This is a genomic window from Rhodococcus sp. NCIMB 12038 (genome assembly GCF_002165735.1).
In the GTDB taxonomy this organism is placed as follows: Bacteria; Actinomycetota; Actinomycetes; order Mycobacteriales; family Mycobacteriaceae; genus Rhodococcus_F.
The window spans coordinates 61,268-75,496 of sequence record NZ_NHML01000024.1 but is presented as its reverse complement, the minus strand read 5'-3'; the positions used below and the strand labels follow the sequence as shown (position 1 = coordinate 75,496).

General features: G+C 66.5%; 12 protein-coding genes. 5 read left to right on the top strand and 7 right to left on the bottom strand.

The annotated features are described in order from the left end of the window. The first annotated feature begins 61 nt into the window (after window positions 1-61). Window positions 62-529, top strand: a complete 468-nt coding sequence (locus CA951_RS30735; protein ID WP_087560454.1) for a DUF6069 family protein — start codon at window positions 62-64, stop codon at window positions 527-529. On the opposite strand, the gene CA951_RS30730 is transcribed toward CA951_RS30735, so the two are convergent. Continuing rightward, on the bottom strand, window positions 526-1,176 hold the full coding sequence (locus CA951_RS30730) for a TetR/AcrR family transcriptional regulator (protein ID WP_087560453.1): 651 nt from the start codon (window positions 1,174-1,176) through the stop codon (window positions 526-528). The genes CA951_RS30735 and CA951_RS30730 overlap by 4 nt on opposite strands. Before the next feature lie 128 nt (window positions 1,177-1,304). On the opposite strand from CA951_RS30730, the gene CA951_RS30725 reads away from it, so the two are divergent. Then, window positions 1,305-2,177 carry an oxygenase MpaB family protein gene (locus CA951_RS30725; RefSeq protein ID WP_087560452.1) on the top strand — a complete coding sequence of 291 codons (873 nt, stop codon included), beginning with the start codon at window positions 1,305-1,307 and terminating at the stop codon, window positions 2,175-2,177. Here CA951_RS30725 and CA951_RS30720 read toward each other — a convergent pair. From CA951_RS30720 to CA951_RS30695, 6 genes are all read right to left on the bottom strand, one after another. Then, window positions 2,148-5,441 (bottom strand): protein kinase, encoded by a 3,294-nt coding sequence (locus tag CA951_RS30720; protein ID WP_087560451.1) that lies wholly within the window; start codon window positions 5,439-5,441, stop codon window positions 2,148-2,150. The genes CA951_RS30725 and CA951_RS30720 overlap by 30 nt on opposite strands. Before the next feature lie 167 nt (window positions 5,442-5,608). Further along, a complete protein-coding gene (locus tag CA951_RS30715) occupies window positions 5,609-6,343 on the bottom strand; it encodes an SDR family NAD(P)-dependent oxidoreductase (protein WP_087560450.1) in 735 nt (244 codons plus the stop codon). Then, window positions 6,343-7,185, bottom strand: a complete 843-nt coding sequence (locus CA951_RS43575) for an alpha/beta fold hydrolase (RefSeq protein WP_179220373.1) — start codon at window positions 7,183-7,185, stop codon at window positions 6,343-6,345. The genes CA951_RS30715 and CA951_RS43575 overlap by 1 nt, the downstream gene beginning before the upstream one ends. Window positions 7,186-7,232: 47 nt before the next feature. Further along, on the bottom strand, window positions 7,233-9,137 hold the full coding sequence (locus CA951_RS30705; RefSeq protein WP_087560449.1) for an NAD(P)/FAD-dependent oxidoreductase: 1,905 nt from the start codon (window positions 9,135-9,137) through the stop codon (window positions 7,233-7,235). Window positions 9,138-9,186: 49 nt separating this feature from the next. Further along, window positions 9,187-9,993, bottom strand: coding sequence for an alpha/beta fold hydrolase (locus CA951_RS30700; RefSeq protein ID WP_087560448.1), 807 nt, complete (start codon window positions 9,991-9,993; stop codon window positions 9,187-9,189). After that, a complete protein-coding gene (locus CA951_RS30695) occupies window positions 9,986-10,879 on the bottom strand; it encodes an ABC transporter ATP-binding protein (protein WP_179220372.1) in 894 nt (297 codons plus the stop codon). Before CA951_RS30695 ends, CA951_RS30700 begins: the two co-directional genes overlap by 8 nt. Window positions 10,880-11,205: 326 nt before the next feature. On the opposite strand from CA951_RS30695, the gene CA951_RS30690 reads away from it, so the two are divergent. The 3 genes from CA951_RS30690 (at window position 11,206) to CA951_RS30680 (ending at window position 14,088) form a co-directional block, all read left to right on the top strand. Continuing rightward, window positions 11,206-12,036 carry an SDR family NAD(P)-dependent oxidoreductase gene (locus CA951_RS30690; RefSeq protein WP_160100115.1) on the top strand — a complete coding sequence of 277 codons (831 nt, stop codon included), beginning with the start codon at window positions 11,206-11,208 and terminating at the stop codon, window positions 12,034-12,036. A 41-nt stretch (window positions 12,037-12,077) separates the two neighbouring features. After that, window positions 12,078-12,947: an ABC transporter permease gene (locus CA951_RS30685; protein WP_087560445.1), complete on the top strand. Its 870-nt coding sequence runs from the start codon at window positions 12,078-12,080 to the stop codon at window positions 12,945-12,947. 238 nt (window positions 12,948-13,185) lie between these two features. Then, a complete protein-coding gene (locus CA951_RS30680; protein WP_087560444.1) occupies window positions 13,186-14,088 on the top strand; it encodes a LysR family transcriptional regulator in 903 nt (300 codons plus the stop codon). The last annotated feature ends 141 nt before the right edge of the window (window positions 14,089-14,229 follow it).

Sequence of the window (14,229 nt, the reverse complement as noted above, 5' to 3'; positions counted from 1 at the left end):
ATGGTTGAGGTTGCAGGATCGGTCAGTAGCAATTCGAGCCACTCGACAGGGAGTACAGATCATGTCCAACACTGGAGCCACGATTTCTGCAACCACGACCTCACGGATCAACCCGGCGACGCTCGAACTGAGCCGACCCTGGGCGGTCGCCGCGACCGTCATCGGTGCGCTCGTCCCGAACCTGGTCATCTGGCTGCTCGGGCTCGCCGCCGGCGGGTCGTTCGAGATGACTGATGCGGGCACCACCAGCAGTGTCGCCCCCGGAGGCGTCGTCATCCTGACGGTGGTTCCGACACTGATCGGGATGACGCTGGCCGCGCTCATCTCACTCAAATGGGTGGCCGTCATCCGGCCCGCGGAAGTGATCGGCGCGCTGCTGCCGCTGGCGACGATCGCGCTCACCGTTCAAGCGGACTTCGACACCGCCAGCACGATCGCACTGGCTGCCATGCACGTGGTGATCGCCATGGTGATCGTCGTCGGCCTCGAAGCGATGCGGCGGCCCCTCGTCGGTAGCGCGCAGGTCTAGGGCGTGCTGTTCACCGGCACATGCGCCTCGATGGTGAGTGCGATGTGCTCGACGATCCGCTTCTGCGAAATCTTCGGGCTGCCGGTGAGCCAGCGCTGATACAGGAAGGCGATCGCCCCGAACAAGGCAATCGCGTTCAGCTGGGTGTTGACGGCGTCGCGGGGTGCGCCGTCGGCACCCAGCATTTTCAATGCCGCGGCCATGGGGGTGGTGAACTCGGCGACGAGTTGTTCGCCGCGCTGCGCCAGTTCCGGCACGGACTGCGACTCCACGAACATGATGCGTCCCCGCCGCCGGTCCTCGGCGATGTAGCCGGTGAACGCCTTCACGACGTGGCGGACGAGTCGGCCCGGATCGTCCGGGGCCGACTCGAGCGCGCCGAGCAGGGTGTCCCTCGCGCCCAGGACGACGTGGTCGAGCAGGGCGACGAGTAGCGCCTCCCGGTTGTCGAAACTCTCGTAGAAGTAGCGCTCGGTGAGGCTCGCCTGACGGCAGGTCGCCCGCATCGTCGTGGCTGCCGTGCCCTCGGTTCCCATGATCTGGAGGCCGGCCTCGATAAGGGCCGCGCGCCTCGCCGCGCGGCGGTCGTCCGGCTCCTGGCCGCGCCATCTGCGCGGCGCTCCACGAGGGCTCTCGCTGTCGCTCATTCCGTCATCGTCTCACCGATCCCGGTGTCGATCGGGGTACATCCGCGCGCCGACTGTTGACATCAGGTGATGTCAACAGTCATCCTGAATGCAACACGTTCCACATCCAGCGGCACCAGGAGATCGCCATGACCACCACCGAGCTTCCGCCCCAACGCCGTTCGACTGCGTCCGCGCTCGGACCCGACTCGCTGACGTGGCACCGGTTCGGCGACTGGCGAACCGCGCTGCTCATTTCGTGGTCGGGCACGTTGCAGGTGATGCACCCCGTCATCGATACCGCCCTCGTGCAGCACTCGACCGTCTTCGACAACGAACTCGCCCGGCTCGCCCGTTCCGCTGGGCCGATCATCCGGGCGCTCTACGATCCGACGGGCGCGGAGGCCCAGACGATCCGCGACATGCACAAGGACATCAAGGGCACCACCGACGACGGACGGCGGTACCACGCGCTGAACCCGGGTCCGTATTTCTGGGCGCACGCCACGTTCCTCGGCACCCAGTACGTGGTCGCCGAATATTTCGGTGAACCGCTCACCACCGGCGAGAAGGAACAGCTGTATCAGGAATCGAAGCAGTGGTACGCGCTCTACGGGGTGTCGGCCACCCACTTGCCCGAGACGTACGCCGATTTCGTGGACTACTGGGACGAGATGGTCGGCACCGTTCTGGAGAAGACCGAGACGGTGCGCAGGTCGCGGCTTCTGAGTGGGCTGCCGACGCCACGTCCCGACGATCGCATCCCCGAGGTCGTGTGGCGTCTCGTCGGTCCCGCGTTCGGACGGCTACTCGTCTGGATCGCCCGGGGAACGCTGCCGCCCGTCGCCCGCGACAAGCTCGGCTGGGAGTGGTCCGCCGCCGACGAGCGCAGGCTCCGCCGATTCGGAGCAGCCGTGCGATTCGGTTTCCGGATCGTGCCCGAGCGGTGGCGGCTGACTCCCATCGCCCGAAGGGCGTGCGACGGAACGGCATCAGGGTCTCGGGCCACCCGGGTCTGCTGACAGTTCCGTGACCCAGGCTGCGATCTGAGCCCGGGATGAGAATCCGAGTTTCGCGAGGACGTGCTCGACGTGTCCCTGCGCGGTGCGCTGAGAGATCACGAGTCGGGCGGCGATCGCCTTGTTGGTCAGGCCCTGCGCGACCAGGTCGGCGACCTGGCGTTCGCGCTTGGTCAGTGCCGCCGCGGGATCGCCGCGCCGCGGCGCTGCCGGGAGACGTTCGCCCAGGGCATACGCGGCGGCGGCGGTGAAGCCCAGCGCCTCGCCCTCACGGGACGCAGTCTCGAACGCCCGCGCACCGAGCGAGCGCCGCGTGACGAGCTCGCACTCCTTGTGGGATTCGGTCAGGTCGGGGATCTGGACGATGGACGTGCCCACCCTCCGTCGAAGCATCTCGGCCGCCGCAAGCAGGACGGCGGCGCGGTGGAAATCGTTCTCGCGGGACGAGATCCAGGCAAGGATCTCGAGGCACCAGGTGGCTCCGAACGGATCGTCGACCGCGCGGGCCAGCTCGAGTCCCTTGCGCAGCAGCTGCACCGCGCGATCACGGTCGCCACCCTCCCGCCACATCACCAGCCCGAGGGTCAGGGACGAGCGGCCCAGGTACACCGATTCCCCGTGTGATTCGGTAATCCGGATCGCCTCGTCGAGACAGCGGGTGGCGGCCTCGGCGTGCCCGAGGATCTCGTGAGCCAATCCGAGCGCATGCAGCGCCGTGACGTGCGCCAGGAGGTTGCGCTCGCCGCGTAACACCTCGAGAGCCTCGGTGAACGAGCTGACGGCGTGCTCCGGGTTGCCGCCGTGCAGTGCGTGCGCTCCGTCGGCTTGGAGCATCAGTGCGCGATCGAATGCAGTTCCCCGGGTCTCGGCGAGAACACGCCCCTCGTCGATCAGTTCGGCTGCCCGCTCCAGGTCTTCGTGCCGGCTGGCGAGGACACTGGCCGAATGCAGCGCCTTGACCCGGAGTGCGGTGTCGTGTTCTCCCTCCTGCGCCAGCGCGCGGTCGAGCCAGCGGCGTCCTTCGCGGAGCAGCCCACGCGAAACCCAGAACGGGTACAGAGCGGTCGGGATCTCCAGCCCCGCCTCGGCCGAGTCGGCAGCCGTGGACAGGCCGTACTCCATCGCTTCGCGCAGGTTGGGTTGTTCCCGCTCGAGCCGGGCGAGCCAGGCGACCTGCCGGGGGCCGATCCATTCGGATTCGGCCTGGCGGGCGAATTGCCGGTACCAGCTGTGATGCCGCCGCCGGAGGTCCGGGAGGGTGCCGTCCTGTACGAGTTTCTCCCGGCCGTACTCGCGCAGCGTTTCGAGCATCCGGAATCGCACCACCGCCCCCGATCCCTCGCGGATGAGGATCGACTTGTCCACCAGCGAGGCGACGAGATCGATCAGATCGTTCGGTTCGGCGTCGTACATGGACACCTCCTCGGCGGCGTCCAGCTCGAAGCTGCCTGCGAAGACCGACAGCCGCGACCACAGCTGCTGCTCGGCGGGGATGCACAGGTCGTAGCTCCAGTCGATGCTCCACCGCAACGTCTGCTGCCGGGTCGGCGCACTCCGGCTTCCGCGGGTCAGCAGCTCGTACCGGTTGGTCAATCGCTCCAGGATCTGTTCCGGCGACATCGAGCGCAGCCTCGCCGCCGCCAATTCGATGGCCAGCGGCAGTCCGTCCAGCCGGATGCAGATTTGGGCGACGGTGGCGGCGTTGTCCTCGGTGACCTCGAAGCCGGGTACCGCCGTGGCGGCCCGTTCGGCGAACAGCGTCACCGCGTCGTACCCGGGCAGGCTCTTCAGCGACGGCTCCGTGTCCGAATCCGGAAGTGTCAGTGGGCGAACGCGCAGGGCGGCTTCTCCCGCGACGTCCAATGTTTCGCGGCTGGTTGCGAGAATCCGCAGGCCGGGGCAGGTGCGCAGCACGGTCTCCGTCAGGTCTGCCGCCGCATCCACCACCTGCTCGCAGTTGTCGAGGACCAGCAGCATGTCGCGCGGCTCCAGGAACTCCACGAGGGTCTGCAGCGGTCTAGGCGACCGCTGCCGCAATCCCAGCCCGGCCGCCACGACTTCTCCCAGCAACGATCCGTCGCGCAGTTCGCCCAATTCGACCAGCCGGACCCCGTCGTCGAATGCCTTCCGGATGTTGGTCGCGACGCGCAGCGCCAGTCGGGTCTTGCCGACACCGCCGATTCCGGTCAACGTGACCAGCCGTGACGCCGAGAGCAGTTTCTTGGCCTCGGCGAGCTCTTTTCGCCGGCCGACGAAACTCGTCAGGTCCAGGGGAAGGCTTCCGTCGGTAGGCGATCCCGAGGAACCGGTGGATCGTCCTGTCGGCGGTCGTGCGGGGCGATCCGGAGGTCGGTCCACGTCGGGGTCCGGGCCCAACGCCATCGCGTCGACGGGGACACCGCGGCGAAATTGGATGTCCTGCAGCGTTTCACCCAGTACCTCCGCGGACGGGCGCTCGTGCGCGTCTCGTGACATGGCCTGTTCCAGCATGGCGGCTACGTCGGCTTCGATTCCGGACTCACGCAGATCCGGCGCCGGGTGCGTGGTGATCCGCAGGAACTGCGCCACCACCTGTTCACCGCTCCTGCGCTCGAATGCCGCGTGCCCGGTCAGCGCGGCGAACAGTGTCGCCCCGAGGCCGTACACGTCCGAGGACGGACTCGGGGAGTCGCCCTCGAGGACCTCCGGGGCGGTGAACGCGGGGGATCCGGTGATGGTTCCGGTGGCGGTCTGGAATCCGCCGGTGATGTGCGCGATGCCGAAGTCCGTCAGCGCCGGTTCGTCGTAGTCGGTGAGCAGGATGTTGCTGGGTTTGACGTCGCGGTGCACGATGCCGAACCGGTGCGCCGTCTCGAGCGCGCCGGCGATCTTCACACCCAGCCGCAACGCCTCGGTGACGGTGAGCGGGCCTTGCCGGCGAATCAGGGTGTCGAGGGAGTCCTGCGGATGGTAGGGCATCACCAGGAATGGCCGCCCGCTCGGCGTGACGCCGACCTCGAGCACACTTACGACGTTCGGGTGCCCGGTCAGCCTGCCCATCGCCCGCTGCTCACGGAGGAACCGGGCACGGCTCTCGTCGTCGAGGTCGCCGCTGAGAACCTTCACGGCCACGGCGCGGTCCAAGGCGGACTGGGTACAGCGGTACACCACGCCGAAGCCCCCACGCCCGATCTCCCGGGCATCGTCGAACCCGGCCGCGCGCAGTTCATCCGTCGTCGCGGTGTCGGTATCGCGCTGTGTGCGGAGCGGATCGCCGTCGGTTGCCAACGCGCTATCCGCCCCTGTGCCGCCCCGGGAACCGTGGTGTCATCCGCCTACCTCTCGACGACCCTTCCAGAGTATCGCCGCCACCCGGGCCGCGGGACCGAGACGATCCGGAATTCGGTCACGCGGCCGTCGAGCAGGCGACTGGTGGCGGGTCCGGGCGGCGCCGGCTAACGGCGGATCGAACCTCCGTCGACGACGAGCGTCTGCCCGGTGACGAAGGAGGATCCGGGGGAGAGGAAGAAGCGTGTCGGGCCGATGAAGTCCTCGACCGTCGCGGGGCGTTTGATCGCTCGCGTGTTGATGTTGGCCTCTTCACCTGCGGCGATCGACGTCGAGAGTGGGGTCAGCACCAAACCGGGAGCGATCACGTTGACCGTGATGTTCCTGGCTCCGAGTTCCGCGGCGAGGCTGCGGGCAAAGCCGATCACGCCGGCCTTGGACGCCGCGTACGCCGCTGCGCTCGCCGGGGCCTTGAAGACCGTCCCGGACGAGAACAGAACGATTCTGCCGCCGTCCGCGACCATGTCGGCGACGCCCTGAACGAAATTGAGTGTTCCGTGCAGGTTGACCAGAAGCACCCTTTCCCACTCGGACTTCGGCATCTCCATGAAGGGGCCGAATGCGCCGATGCCCGCGCAGTGGACGATGCCGTCGATCGTGGCCCGACCGTTCTCGGTCAGGGACTTGCGGACCGTGTCGACCGCATCGTCGGTGGTGATGTCGCCTTGAAGATACGTCACGCCGGGGGCAGGCGTTTCCGGGAGATCCCGATCGACGACGGTGATGTCCCACTCGCCGGCGAGATCGCCCGCCAATCCGGCGCCGATTCCGGACGATCCGCCGGTGAGAACGAGCGAACCCACGGTGGACGCGGTCGGGGCATTGCCGCCCACGGTCGGCATCAGTTCGTACCGCCGGTGCAGCTGTCGAGGAACTCGCCGATCACGGCCCACGTCTCCCGCGGGTGGGTGATGTTCGGGCAGTGCCGGTACGGCAGGACCATGGCGCGGGAATTCTGGAGTTCGGCCTGGAGGTGCTTGCTCCACCCGGCCTCGAGTAGCACGTCCTCGGAGCACTCCAGGAGCAGCACGGGGGTCTGAACGCCGGCAAGTGTGGCGGGGTAGGGATCGGCGGGGCGCTCCTTGCGCAACGCCTCGGGTGCCGGCAGATGCGGAGCGCTCATGCACCCGAAGTGACCGGGCGCGACGGCCCACCTGTACCGGGCGTCCACCTGTTCGGCCCTGCCGGAGAAGTCGTCGCACAGCAGGTCGACGAACGCTTCGATACCGGCAACCGAACCGTCGAAGTCGCGCAGCTTGCCCATGTCCGGTGCTTTCCAGGGGCCGCCGGTGCCACTGAGTGTGGTGACGGAGGCGATCCGGGATCGATAGTCCCCGTCGGTCAGCGCCCGCAGACCCACCGATCCACCGAACGAATTTCCGACCAGGTGCGCCGGGCCGTCGATGCCGAGGTGGTCGAGCAACGCGAAGACGTGCCGGATCCGGAAAGCGAACGGCGAGACGTCCAGGCGAACGGACTTGGCGGATCCGCCGTAACCGAGGAAGTCCGGGGCGATGACCCGGTACTTCTCCGCGGCCAGGGGCAGGACCTGCCCCCAGGTCACGTCGGCGCTGCCGCCCCAGGCGCCGTCGTGCAGGAACACGACGGGGACGCCGTCGGCCGGACCGCCTGTCAGGTAGCGGGTTTCGAGGTTGGCGACAATTGCCGTCGTCTCGGTGATCAAAATAGCCTCCGGTGAAATGAACGATACGGATGATGACGTCGTGCGGGTCAGTGGATGTCGTAGTCCTCGTCGTGCACGGCGCTGGTGCGCTCGAAGTACTGCCGGGCCGGGAGTGGCCACATGATGGTGGACCGCCCGGCGGCATTCTGATACCAGCTGTGGGTCTTCGACCAGCCCCAGGTGCGCTTGGCGCTCTCCTTGGTGACCTCGTCGGTGTACTCGGTGAACACGTCCGGTCGCAGGGCCATCGAACGGTGGCCACCCTTCGCCAGCATCTGGACCGCGCTGATGATGTACGCGGCCTGGCACTCGAGGAAGAACACCAGGTTTCCGTGGATGACGGTGTTGGTGTTGGGGCCGTACATACAGAAGAAGTTGGGGTAGCCGGGCAGCGTGATGCCGAGGTAGGCGCTGGCGTCGATGCCCCACGTTTGATGCAGGTCCTGTCCGCCGATGCCCGTCACCGTCATGGGGACGAGGAATTCCGAAGCCTTGAAACCGGTTCCGAACAGAATGATGTCGGCGGGGACGTGCTCGTCGCCGATCCAGACACCGTCCTTGTCGATCCGTTGCACGGCCTGGCTCACCAGGCGGACGTTGTCCCGCTTGAGGGTGGCAACCCACGTGCCGTCGTCGCAGATGATCCTCTTCGCCGCGGGCGGGTAGTCGGGCATGATCTGCTCGAGCAGATCGAGTCGGTCGCCGGCCTGCTCGGTGAGGTAGTCGGTCAGCTCGACACGAAGGGCCTCGTTGGCCGCGGACACCGAGACCTCGGTCGGCGGAAAGTCCGGATCCACCGTTGCGGCCGGGAGGTTGCCGATGAGGCGGGGAAGGAAAATGGAGAAGCGGTAGTAGGCGCGGTAGTGCTTCAGATTCGTGAGGAGCCAGCGTTCGCCCGGGTCGATCTCCTGCCGGAGCACCGGCGTCGACCGCAACCAGGGAGCACTCCTCTGGAAGATCGTGACGTGCTCCGCTTCCTTCGCGACCGCCGGTGCGAATTGCAGTGCACTGGCGCCGGTTCCGATCACGGCGACGCGTTTGCCGGCGAAATCGATGCTGTGGTCCCATTGCGCGGAATGCATGACCGGGCCGGTGAAAGTGTCGAGGCCGTCGACGGCGGGGATCATCGGCCGGTTCAGTTGTCCCACAGCGCTGACGACGATCTGAGCTTCGGCTGAGCCGACGACGCCGTCGGACGTGCGGGTGTCGATCGTCCAGGTGCTGGTGCTCTCGTCCCACCGGGTCGCGGTCACCTCGGTGCCGAACGAAATATGCTCCAGGAGGCCGTTCTTCGCCGCGAAGTTGTACAGGTACTCGTGGATGGCCTGCTGGCGGCCGAAGTGCGTGACCCAGTCGTGCGGAACGAACGAGTACGTGTAGATGTGGCTGCGGACGTCGGTCCGGCAATCCGGGTAGCTGTTCTCGTACCACGTGCCACCGACATTCGTGCTCTTCTCTAGGATCGTGAAGGGCACACCCGCTTGCTTCAGTCGGAGTCCGGCCAGGAGACCGGAGAATCCGGCGCCGATGACCACGGCGCTCAGGCCGCTGTCGGGGGCGATCTCGTCGAGACTCCACTCCGGCCCGCGAGGATCGCTGTCGTCTGGTGTGAAGGCCACCGCGGCCAGAGCCTGGGCGTCCTCGATGTTGTCGTCCATCAACCAGGTGCACATCGACTCACGCAGGAAATCGTCCGGCAGCGCAGCCCAGTCCCGCTGAGAGGCGAGATACGGTGCGAGGCGCTTCAGGCAGAAGGCTCTGATCTCCGCGTCGGTCTCGGGTGCGAGTCCACTGGCAGGCAACGTCGCCCGGTCGGGCTTCCATTCCGTACGCAGTACGCCGGCGTCACCCGTGACGTGGGCCGTCAACATCAGGAGCGCGGGTGTGAGGGCCGAATCGAGGTGTGCGCGAAGCTCATCCTCTGTCATCGCGCGATCGAGCGTGAAATCCATGTCGTCTCCGTAGCAGTATGTGGAACCAGTGTGCACGTGGGCCGAGTGGCTACCAGCAGTCGAGGCCCTCGAGGAAAGGTCGCACCGTGGCGGCGACTTCGCGGGGGTTGTCGAAGGCGGCGAGGTGCCCGCCCTCGGCGAAACGTAGTTCGGCGTCCGGGATGGACGCGGCGAGCTGTTCGATCACCGCACGAGGGGTGCTTCGGTCGTCGTCGCCGCCGACCACGAGGGTCGGGGGCGGTGAATCGGTGTGAAACGCGCCGACCTCGGTCATGGCGTCGAAATAGGCGCCGATGGTGTTGCCGCCGGCGCTCCGGAACTGTTCGCGAGCTTTCCGAACCAACGGGTCTGCCTCGTTTCGCGATGCGTCGCCGAACCAGCGATGCATGGTCATCTCCTCGGCTTGCTCGAGGCCGTTCGGGGCACGAACCTCGGCCGCGCGGGCCGAAGTTCCGCGAATGGCCTCCTCATCATAGGCGCCCCGGGTGGCCATCAGGATCTGCGCGTCGACCCGGTTCGGGAAGCTGCCCGACACCGCCTGAGCGACCATGCCGCCCAAGGAAATTCCCAGCACCACGGAACTCTCGACGTTCTCGGCGTCCCACATCGCGGCAACGTCCCCGGCAATGAGACCGAGAGTGATGGCAGATCCTCCGCGCGCAGTCATGCCGTGCCCGCGGAAATCCGGCGCGAGCAGACGGTAGTCGTCGCCGAGAGCCTCGGCCAAAGGCGCATACCAGGATCCGTCCAATGCCAGGGAGTGCAGGCACGTGATCAGGCGTGGCCCCCGGCCGAATTGCTGATAGGCAATGGTGGCGCCATCGGCGGTAGTCGCAGTCTGTAGTGTTTCAGTCATTCTGGTTTTCTTCCATCATCCGCTGTTCGGCGAGATCGACTTCGGCCCGGAGCCGGGCGGACATATCGTGGAAATAGGATTTGAAGAGATCGGAGGACCTGCGCATCTCCTGATGCCGCGGCCGCTCGAGTTCGATTTTCATGTCGACCACCATGCGGCCCGGCCTGCTGGCCATCAGGATGACGCGGTCGCTGAGCAGGATGGCCTCTTCGAGGTCGTGGGTGACGAAGATGACCGTCGGTCGCTCGGCCTCCCACAATCGGAGGAACTCCTCCTGCTGGATCGCGCGGGTCTGGGCGTCCAACGCTGCGAACGGCTCGTCCATCAGGAGGACCCCGGGGCTCTGGACCAGGGTGCGGGCGATCGCAACGCGCTGGCGCATGCCCTGCGAGAGGTGGAGAACATCCGAGTCGGCGAACTCGTGCAGACGAACGCGACGAAGCCATTCCTCGGCGCGCTCGCGTCGTTCCGCCTTGGGGACGCCCCGGACCTCCATGCCGAGTTCGACGTTGCTGCGGACCCGTCGCCACGGTAGGAGCGCATCACGCGCAAAGAGGAAAGCGGCGTCATTGCTGCCGGGCCTCACCTCCGCTCCGTCGATGCGAACGGTTCCACTGCGCGGCTTCAGGAGGTTGCCGACCATGCCGAGCGCCGTGGTCTTCCCGCAGCCGGACGGACCGACGATGCTGACGAACTCGGACGGCTCGATGCGGAGGTTGAAGTCGTCCAGCACGCGCACCGGTCGATTGCCGTGGAGGAACGCGTGGCGGACATTTTCGAACTCGACGGAGACCCCCTTGGCGGTAGTGGGCCTCGTCGTAGTTTCAGCTGGACCAGTCACAAGATTCTCACTCTCACTGTTTGACCGTAGGGATGAATCGGACACCGTCAATCCGATGATGTGTGTGCGGGGCCGACCGATCGCTGCCTCCCGTGCCGGACGATCTGCTGAATCGGCACAAAAATCCGCGGTGGATCCGGACTGCACGACCCTGTGGTGAATATCACCCTATCGGCCCATGAATCGTTGAACACGTCGGCGACGGTGTCAAGGAAAAGAGGCCCGCGCGGGGGCTATCGCCTTGATAGCGATTCAGTCATTGTCCACGGCCCCGAATGGCACGACGCTAACTCGAACGCACCTTGCCGGGAACGGCTCCCAGTGCGTCACAAGCTGCCCACACAGGGTGCGAATCACGAGGAGGACGTCAGGTGACCAGAGAAGCCGCCACCATCAACAAGGTCGGTCAGACCACTTTCGACTTCACGGACCAGGTCGTCATAGTGACGGGCGCTTCCGGAGGCATCGGGTCGGCGCTCGCCGACAAGTTCGCGGAAGCGGGAGCAGATCTGATCCTGCACGGGCGCAACGCCGAAACGCTCCAGGCGAGAGTCGAGAGTGTCGAAGCGCTCGGACGGAAGGCCGCCCTCGTCGCCGGCAACATCCGCGAGCCGAAGACTGCCGAAGATCTCGTCCGGACCGCCCTCGAACGGTTCGGTCGGATCGACGTCCTGATCAACAATGCCGGCGGCAACTTCGCATCGCGCCTCGAGGACCTGTCGGTCAATGCCTGGAACGCGACGATCGACACCAACCTCAGCGGGGCCTTCCACGCTGCCCGCGCATGCCTGCCGGTCTTCGAACGTCAGGGCGGCGGAAACGTCATCAACGTCGGATCCGGATCGGCCAACCACGCACACCCGCTCCGCGGCGCCTACGCGGCAGCCAAGGCGGGGCTCGCCTCGCTGACGAAGACGATGGCCTGGGAATGGGCGGATCGCGGCATCCGAGTCAACTGCGTCGAACCCGGCGCCACCCTGACACCCGCGTCTCGTTTCGCATCTCCCGAGACCGAGCAGAAGTTCGGTCGCTACCTCGCACTCGGACGCGTCGGAAGGCCTGAAGAGGTCGCCGATGCGTGCCTCTACCTGTGCTCCGACGCCGCAAGCTTCATCACGGGAACCGTCCTGCAGGTGACGGGCGGCCCCCACACCTCCTCGGCCGCCGACGTCGAACTCGTCCGAGGACCGCTCGATGCCTGACCTGCACAGCTGTCCAGAAGACTCGAAGGGAAGGTCCCGCCATGGAATCCATCACTGAAGCGCCCCGCACGATCGCGTCGATCGGCGGAGTCGCGAACAACGACGAACCGGCGGACATCGACAACACGATCCTCGTGGAGCGGCGTCGCGCGCGGCGCAACGAAAAGATCCTCGTCTGGTCGCTTCGGGTGGGTGCACTCGCACTCTTCGTCGCCGTCTGGGCCTATGTCTCCGGAAACATGATCGTCGACCCGATGATGATCTCCGCCCCTCTCGATGTCGCGCGCGCGTTCATCGCCCAGCTGAGCGACGGCGTCTTCTGGACCGACGTCACGGCGACGTTCAGCGGGGCGATGGTCGGGCTGGTGACCGGTGCGATCGCCGGCATCCTCGCGGGCGTCGTCTTCGCCCGCGTCCAGGTGCTCCACACCGCGGCCTCACCGTTCCTGACCTTGATGAACAGCCTTCCGCGTCCCGCGCTGGCACCGATCTTCATCCTCTGGTTCGGCCTGGGTTTCGGACCGAAGGCCCTCGTCGCCTTCAGCGTCGTGTTCTTCGTCCTGATGACCAGCACGATGGGTGCGATGAAGAGCATCGACCACGACATCGCTCAGCTGACCAAGTCGCTGGGCATGACGCGGACCCAGCGCTTCTTCAAGATCGAGATTCCCGCGGCTCTGCCGGCCATCGTCGGCGGCCTGAGGCTCGGCGCGGTCTACTCGGTGCTCGGCGCCGTCGTGTCGGAAATGGTCGGCGCCTACACCGGCCTGGGGCAGCGCCTCGTCGTCGTCACCAACAATTTCCAGGTTGCGGAAACCTTCGCGATCCTGATCGCCATGGGATTGCTGTCCATGGTCCTGGACGTCTCGATCTCCGGTCTGCAGAAACTGGTCACCAAGTGGACGAGATAGGTCGGTGAAGATCTCCGCTCGCCTGCCGCGGGATACACCACGGGGACAACGATTCCCGTCGAGGACGGCTCCCTCTCGCGGGACTCGACGGGACTCCACGACCTGTTGAACCGACCGACCCGCGTCGGTCGGTTCGAGGTTTCGTGGCGATCGCCGCGAACAGCCCGACGCTGAGTTCGGAGAGCCCCCGGCGAGCTGTAATGTGGGCCACGTCGCATAGCAGCACCGAGGGAGACCGATGAGATTCGAGCAGTTGCGATATCTGGAAGCAGCGCTTCGGACCGGATCGTTCCGTCAAGCCGCCAAGGAACTCGACATCTCCCAGCCGACGATCACCAACCAGGTGCAGCGGCTCGAGGAGGACCTCGGCGTCGTGCTCGTGGTTCGTGGTGCCAAGGGGGTTCGGCCGACGTATGCGGCCGAACGGATCCTGCCGCACGTGGTCGCCGCCGTTCAGGCCGAACACCTGATGCGCGAGGAGGCCAGCGCCATCGGTGGCCTGAAACTCGGCACGGTCCGCCTGGGCACGGTGCCCGCGGGATCGCAGACGATCCTTCCCGGGGTGGTCAAGCGCCTGTTGAGCGACTTTCCCAATGTGCGTTTCGAGGTGGAGGAAGGTCCATCGCGAATGGTGAGCCGCGGCGTCCTCAGCGGCCATTTCGACGTGGGTCTGGTGACGCGTCTGGCCGGCATCGATCTGATTCCGGCAGAGCAGGCCCTGCTGCACCACGTCGACCTGATCTCCGGCCGGCTGGTGCTGGCGGTCCCGGAGAACCATCGCCTCGCCACCAAGGACGGCTTCGAGGCCTCCGACCTGGAGGGCGAGCCGCTGATCTTCCCGGCGGAGACCAGCATTCTCCGTACCGCCTTCGAGCAGCTACTCGACGGGATCGAGGCCAGGATCGTCTACGCCACCAACAACGCCGAAGCATCGCAGAACATGGTGCGCGCCGGCGTCGGGATCTGCATGGCCAACACACTTCTCAGCTCGACGGTGAGCGGCAACGGCGTCGCGCTCGTGCCCCTTCCTTTCGAGTGGGCGCATGCCCGCATCTCCGCGATCGTCAGAAACGACGAAGCGCGGACGTCTGCGGTGCAGGCATTTTTGGGCCTGTTGCGGGAATCTGCCAAGAACTTCTGACAGCGCCGTCGACCGGGACGCCGACTCGTCGGCGACGGCCCGATAGCGCACCCGTATCACCCCGCCAACGCTGCGGACCTTCCCAAGCCCTGTGCGGCTGACCACACTGAATACGTGCCGAGCGAGCGAGATCGCCGCCGG

What these genes read in the sequence shown, in the direction of transcription:
- CA951_RS30725 (WP_087560452.1), top strand. Translation starts at nt 1,305, where the DNA reads ATGACCACCACCGAGCTTCCGCCCCAACGCCGTTCGACTGCGTCCGCG.
- CA951_RS30685 (WP_087560445.1), top strand. Translation starts at nt 12,078, where the DNA reads ATGGAATCCATCACTGAAGCGCCCCGCACGATCGCGTCGATCGGCGGA.
- CA951_RS30730 (WP_087560453.1), bottom strand. Translation starts at nt 1,176, where the DNA reads ATGAGCGACAGCGAGAGCCCTCGTGGAGCGCCGCGCAGATGGCGCGGC.
- CA951_RS30715 (WP_087560450.1), bottom strand. Translation starts at nt 6,343, where the DNA reads ATGCCGACCGTGGGCGGCAATGCCCCGACCGCGTCCACCGTGGGTTCG.
- CA951_RS30700 (WP_087560448.1), bottom strand. Translation starts at nt 9,993, where the DNA reads ATGACTGAAACACTACAGACTGCGACTACCGCCGATGGCGCCACCATT.
- CA951_RS30705 (WP_087560449.1), bottom strand. Translation starts at nt 9,137, where the DNA reads ATGGATTTCACGCTCGATCGCGCGATGACAGAGGATGAGCTTCGCGCA.
- CA951_RS30680 (WP_087560444.1), top strand. Translation starts at nt 13,186, where the DNA reads ATGAGATTCGAGCAGTTGCGATATCTGGAAGCAGCGCTTCGGACCGGA.
- CA951_RS30735 (WP_087560454.1), top strand. Translation starts at nt 62, where the DNA reads ATGTCCAACACTGGAGCCACGATTTCTGCAACCACGACCTCACGGATC.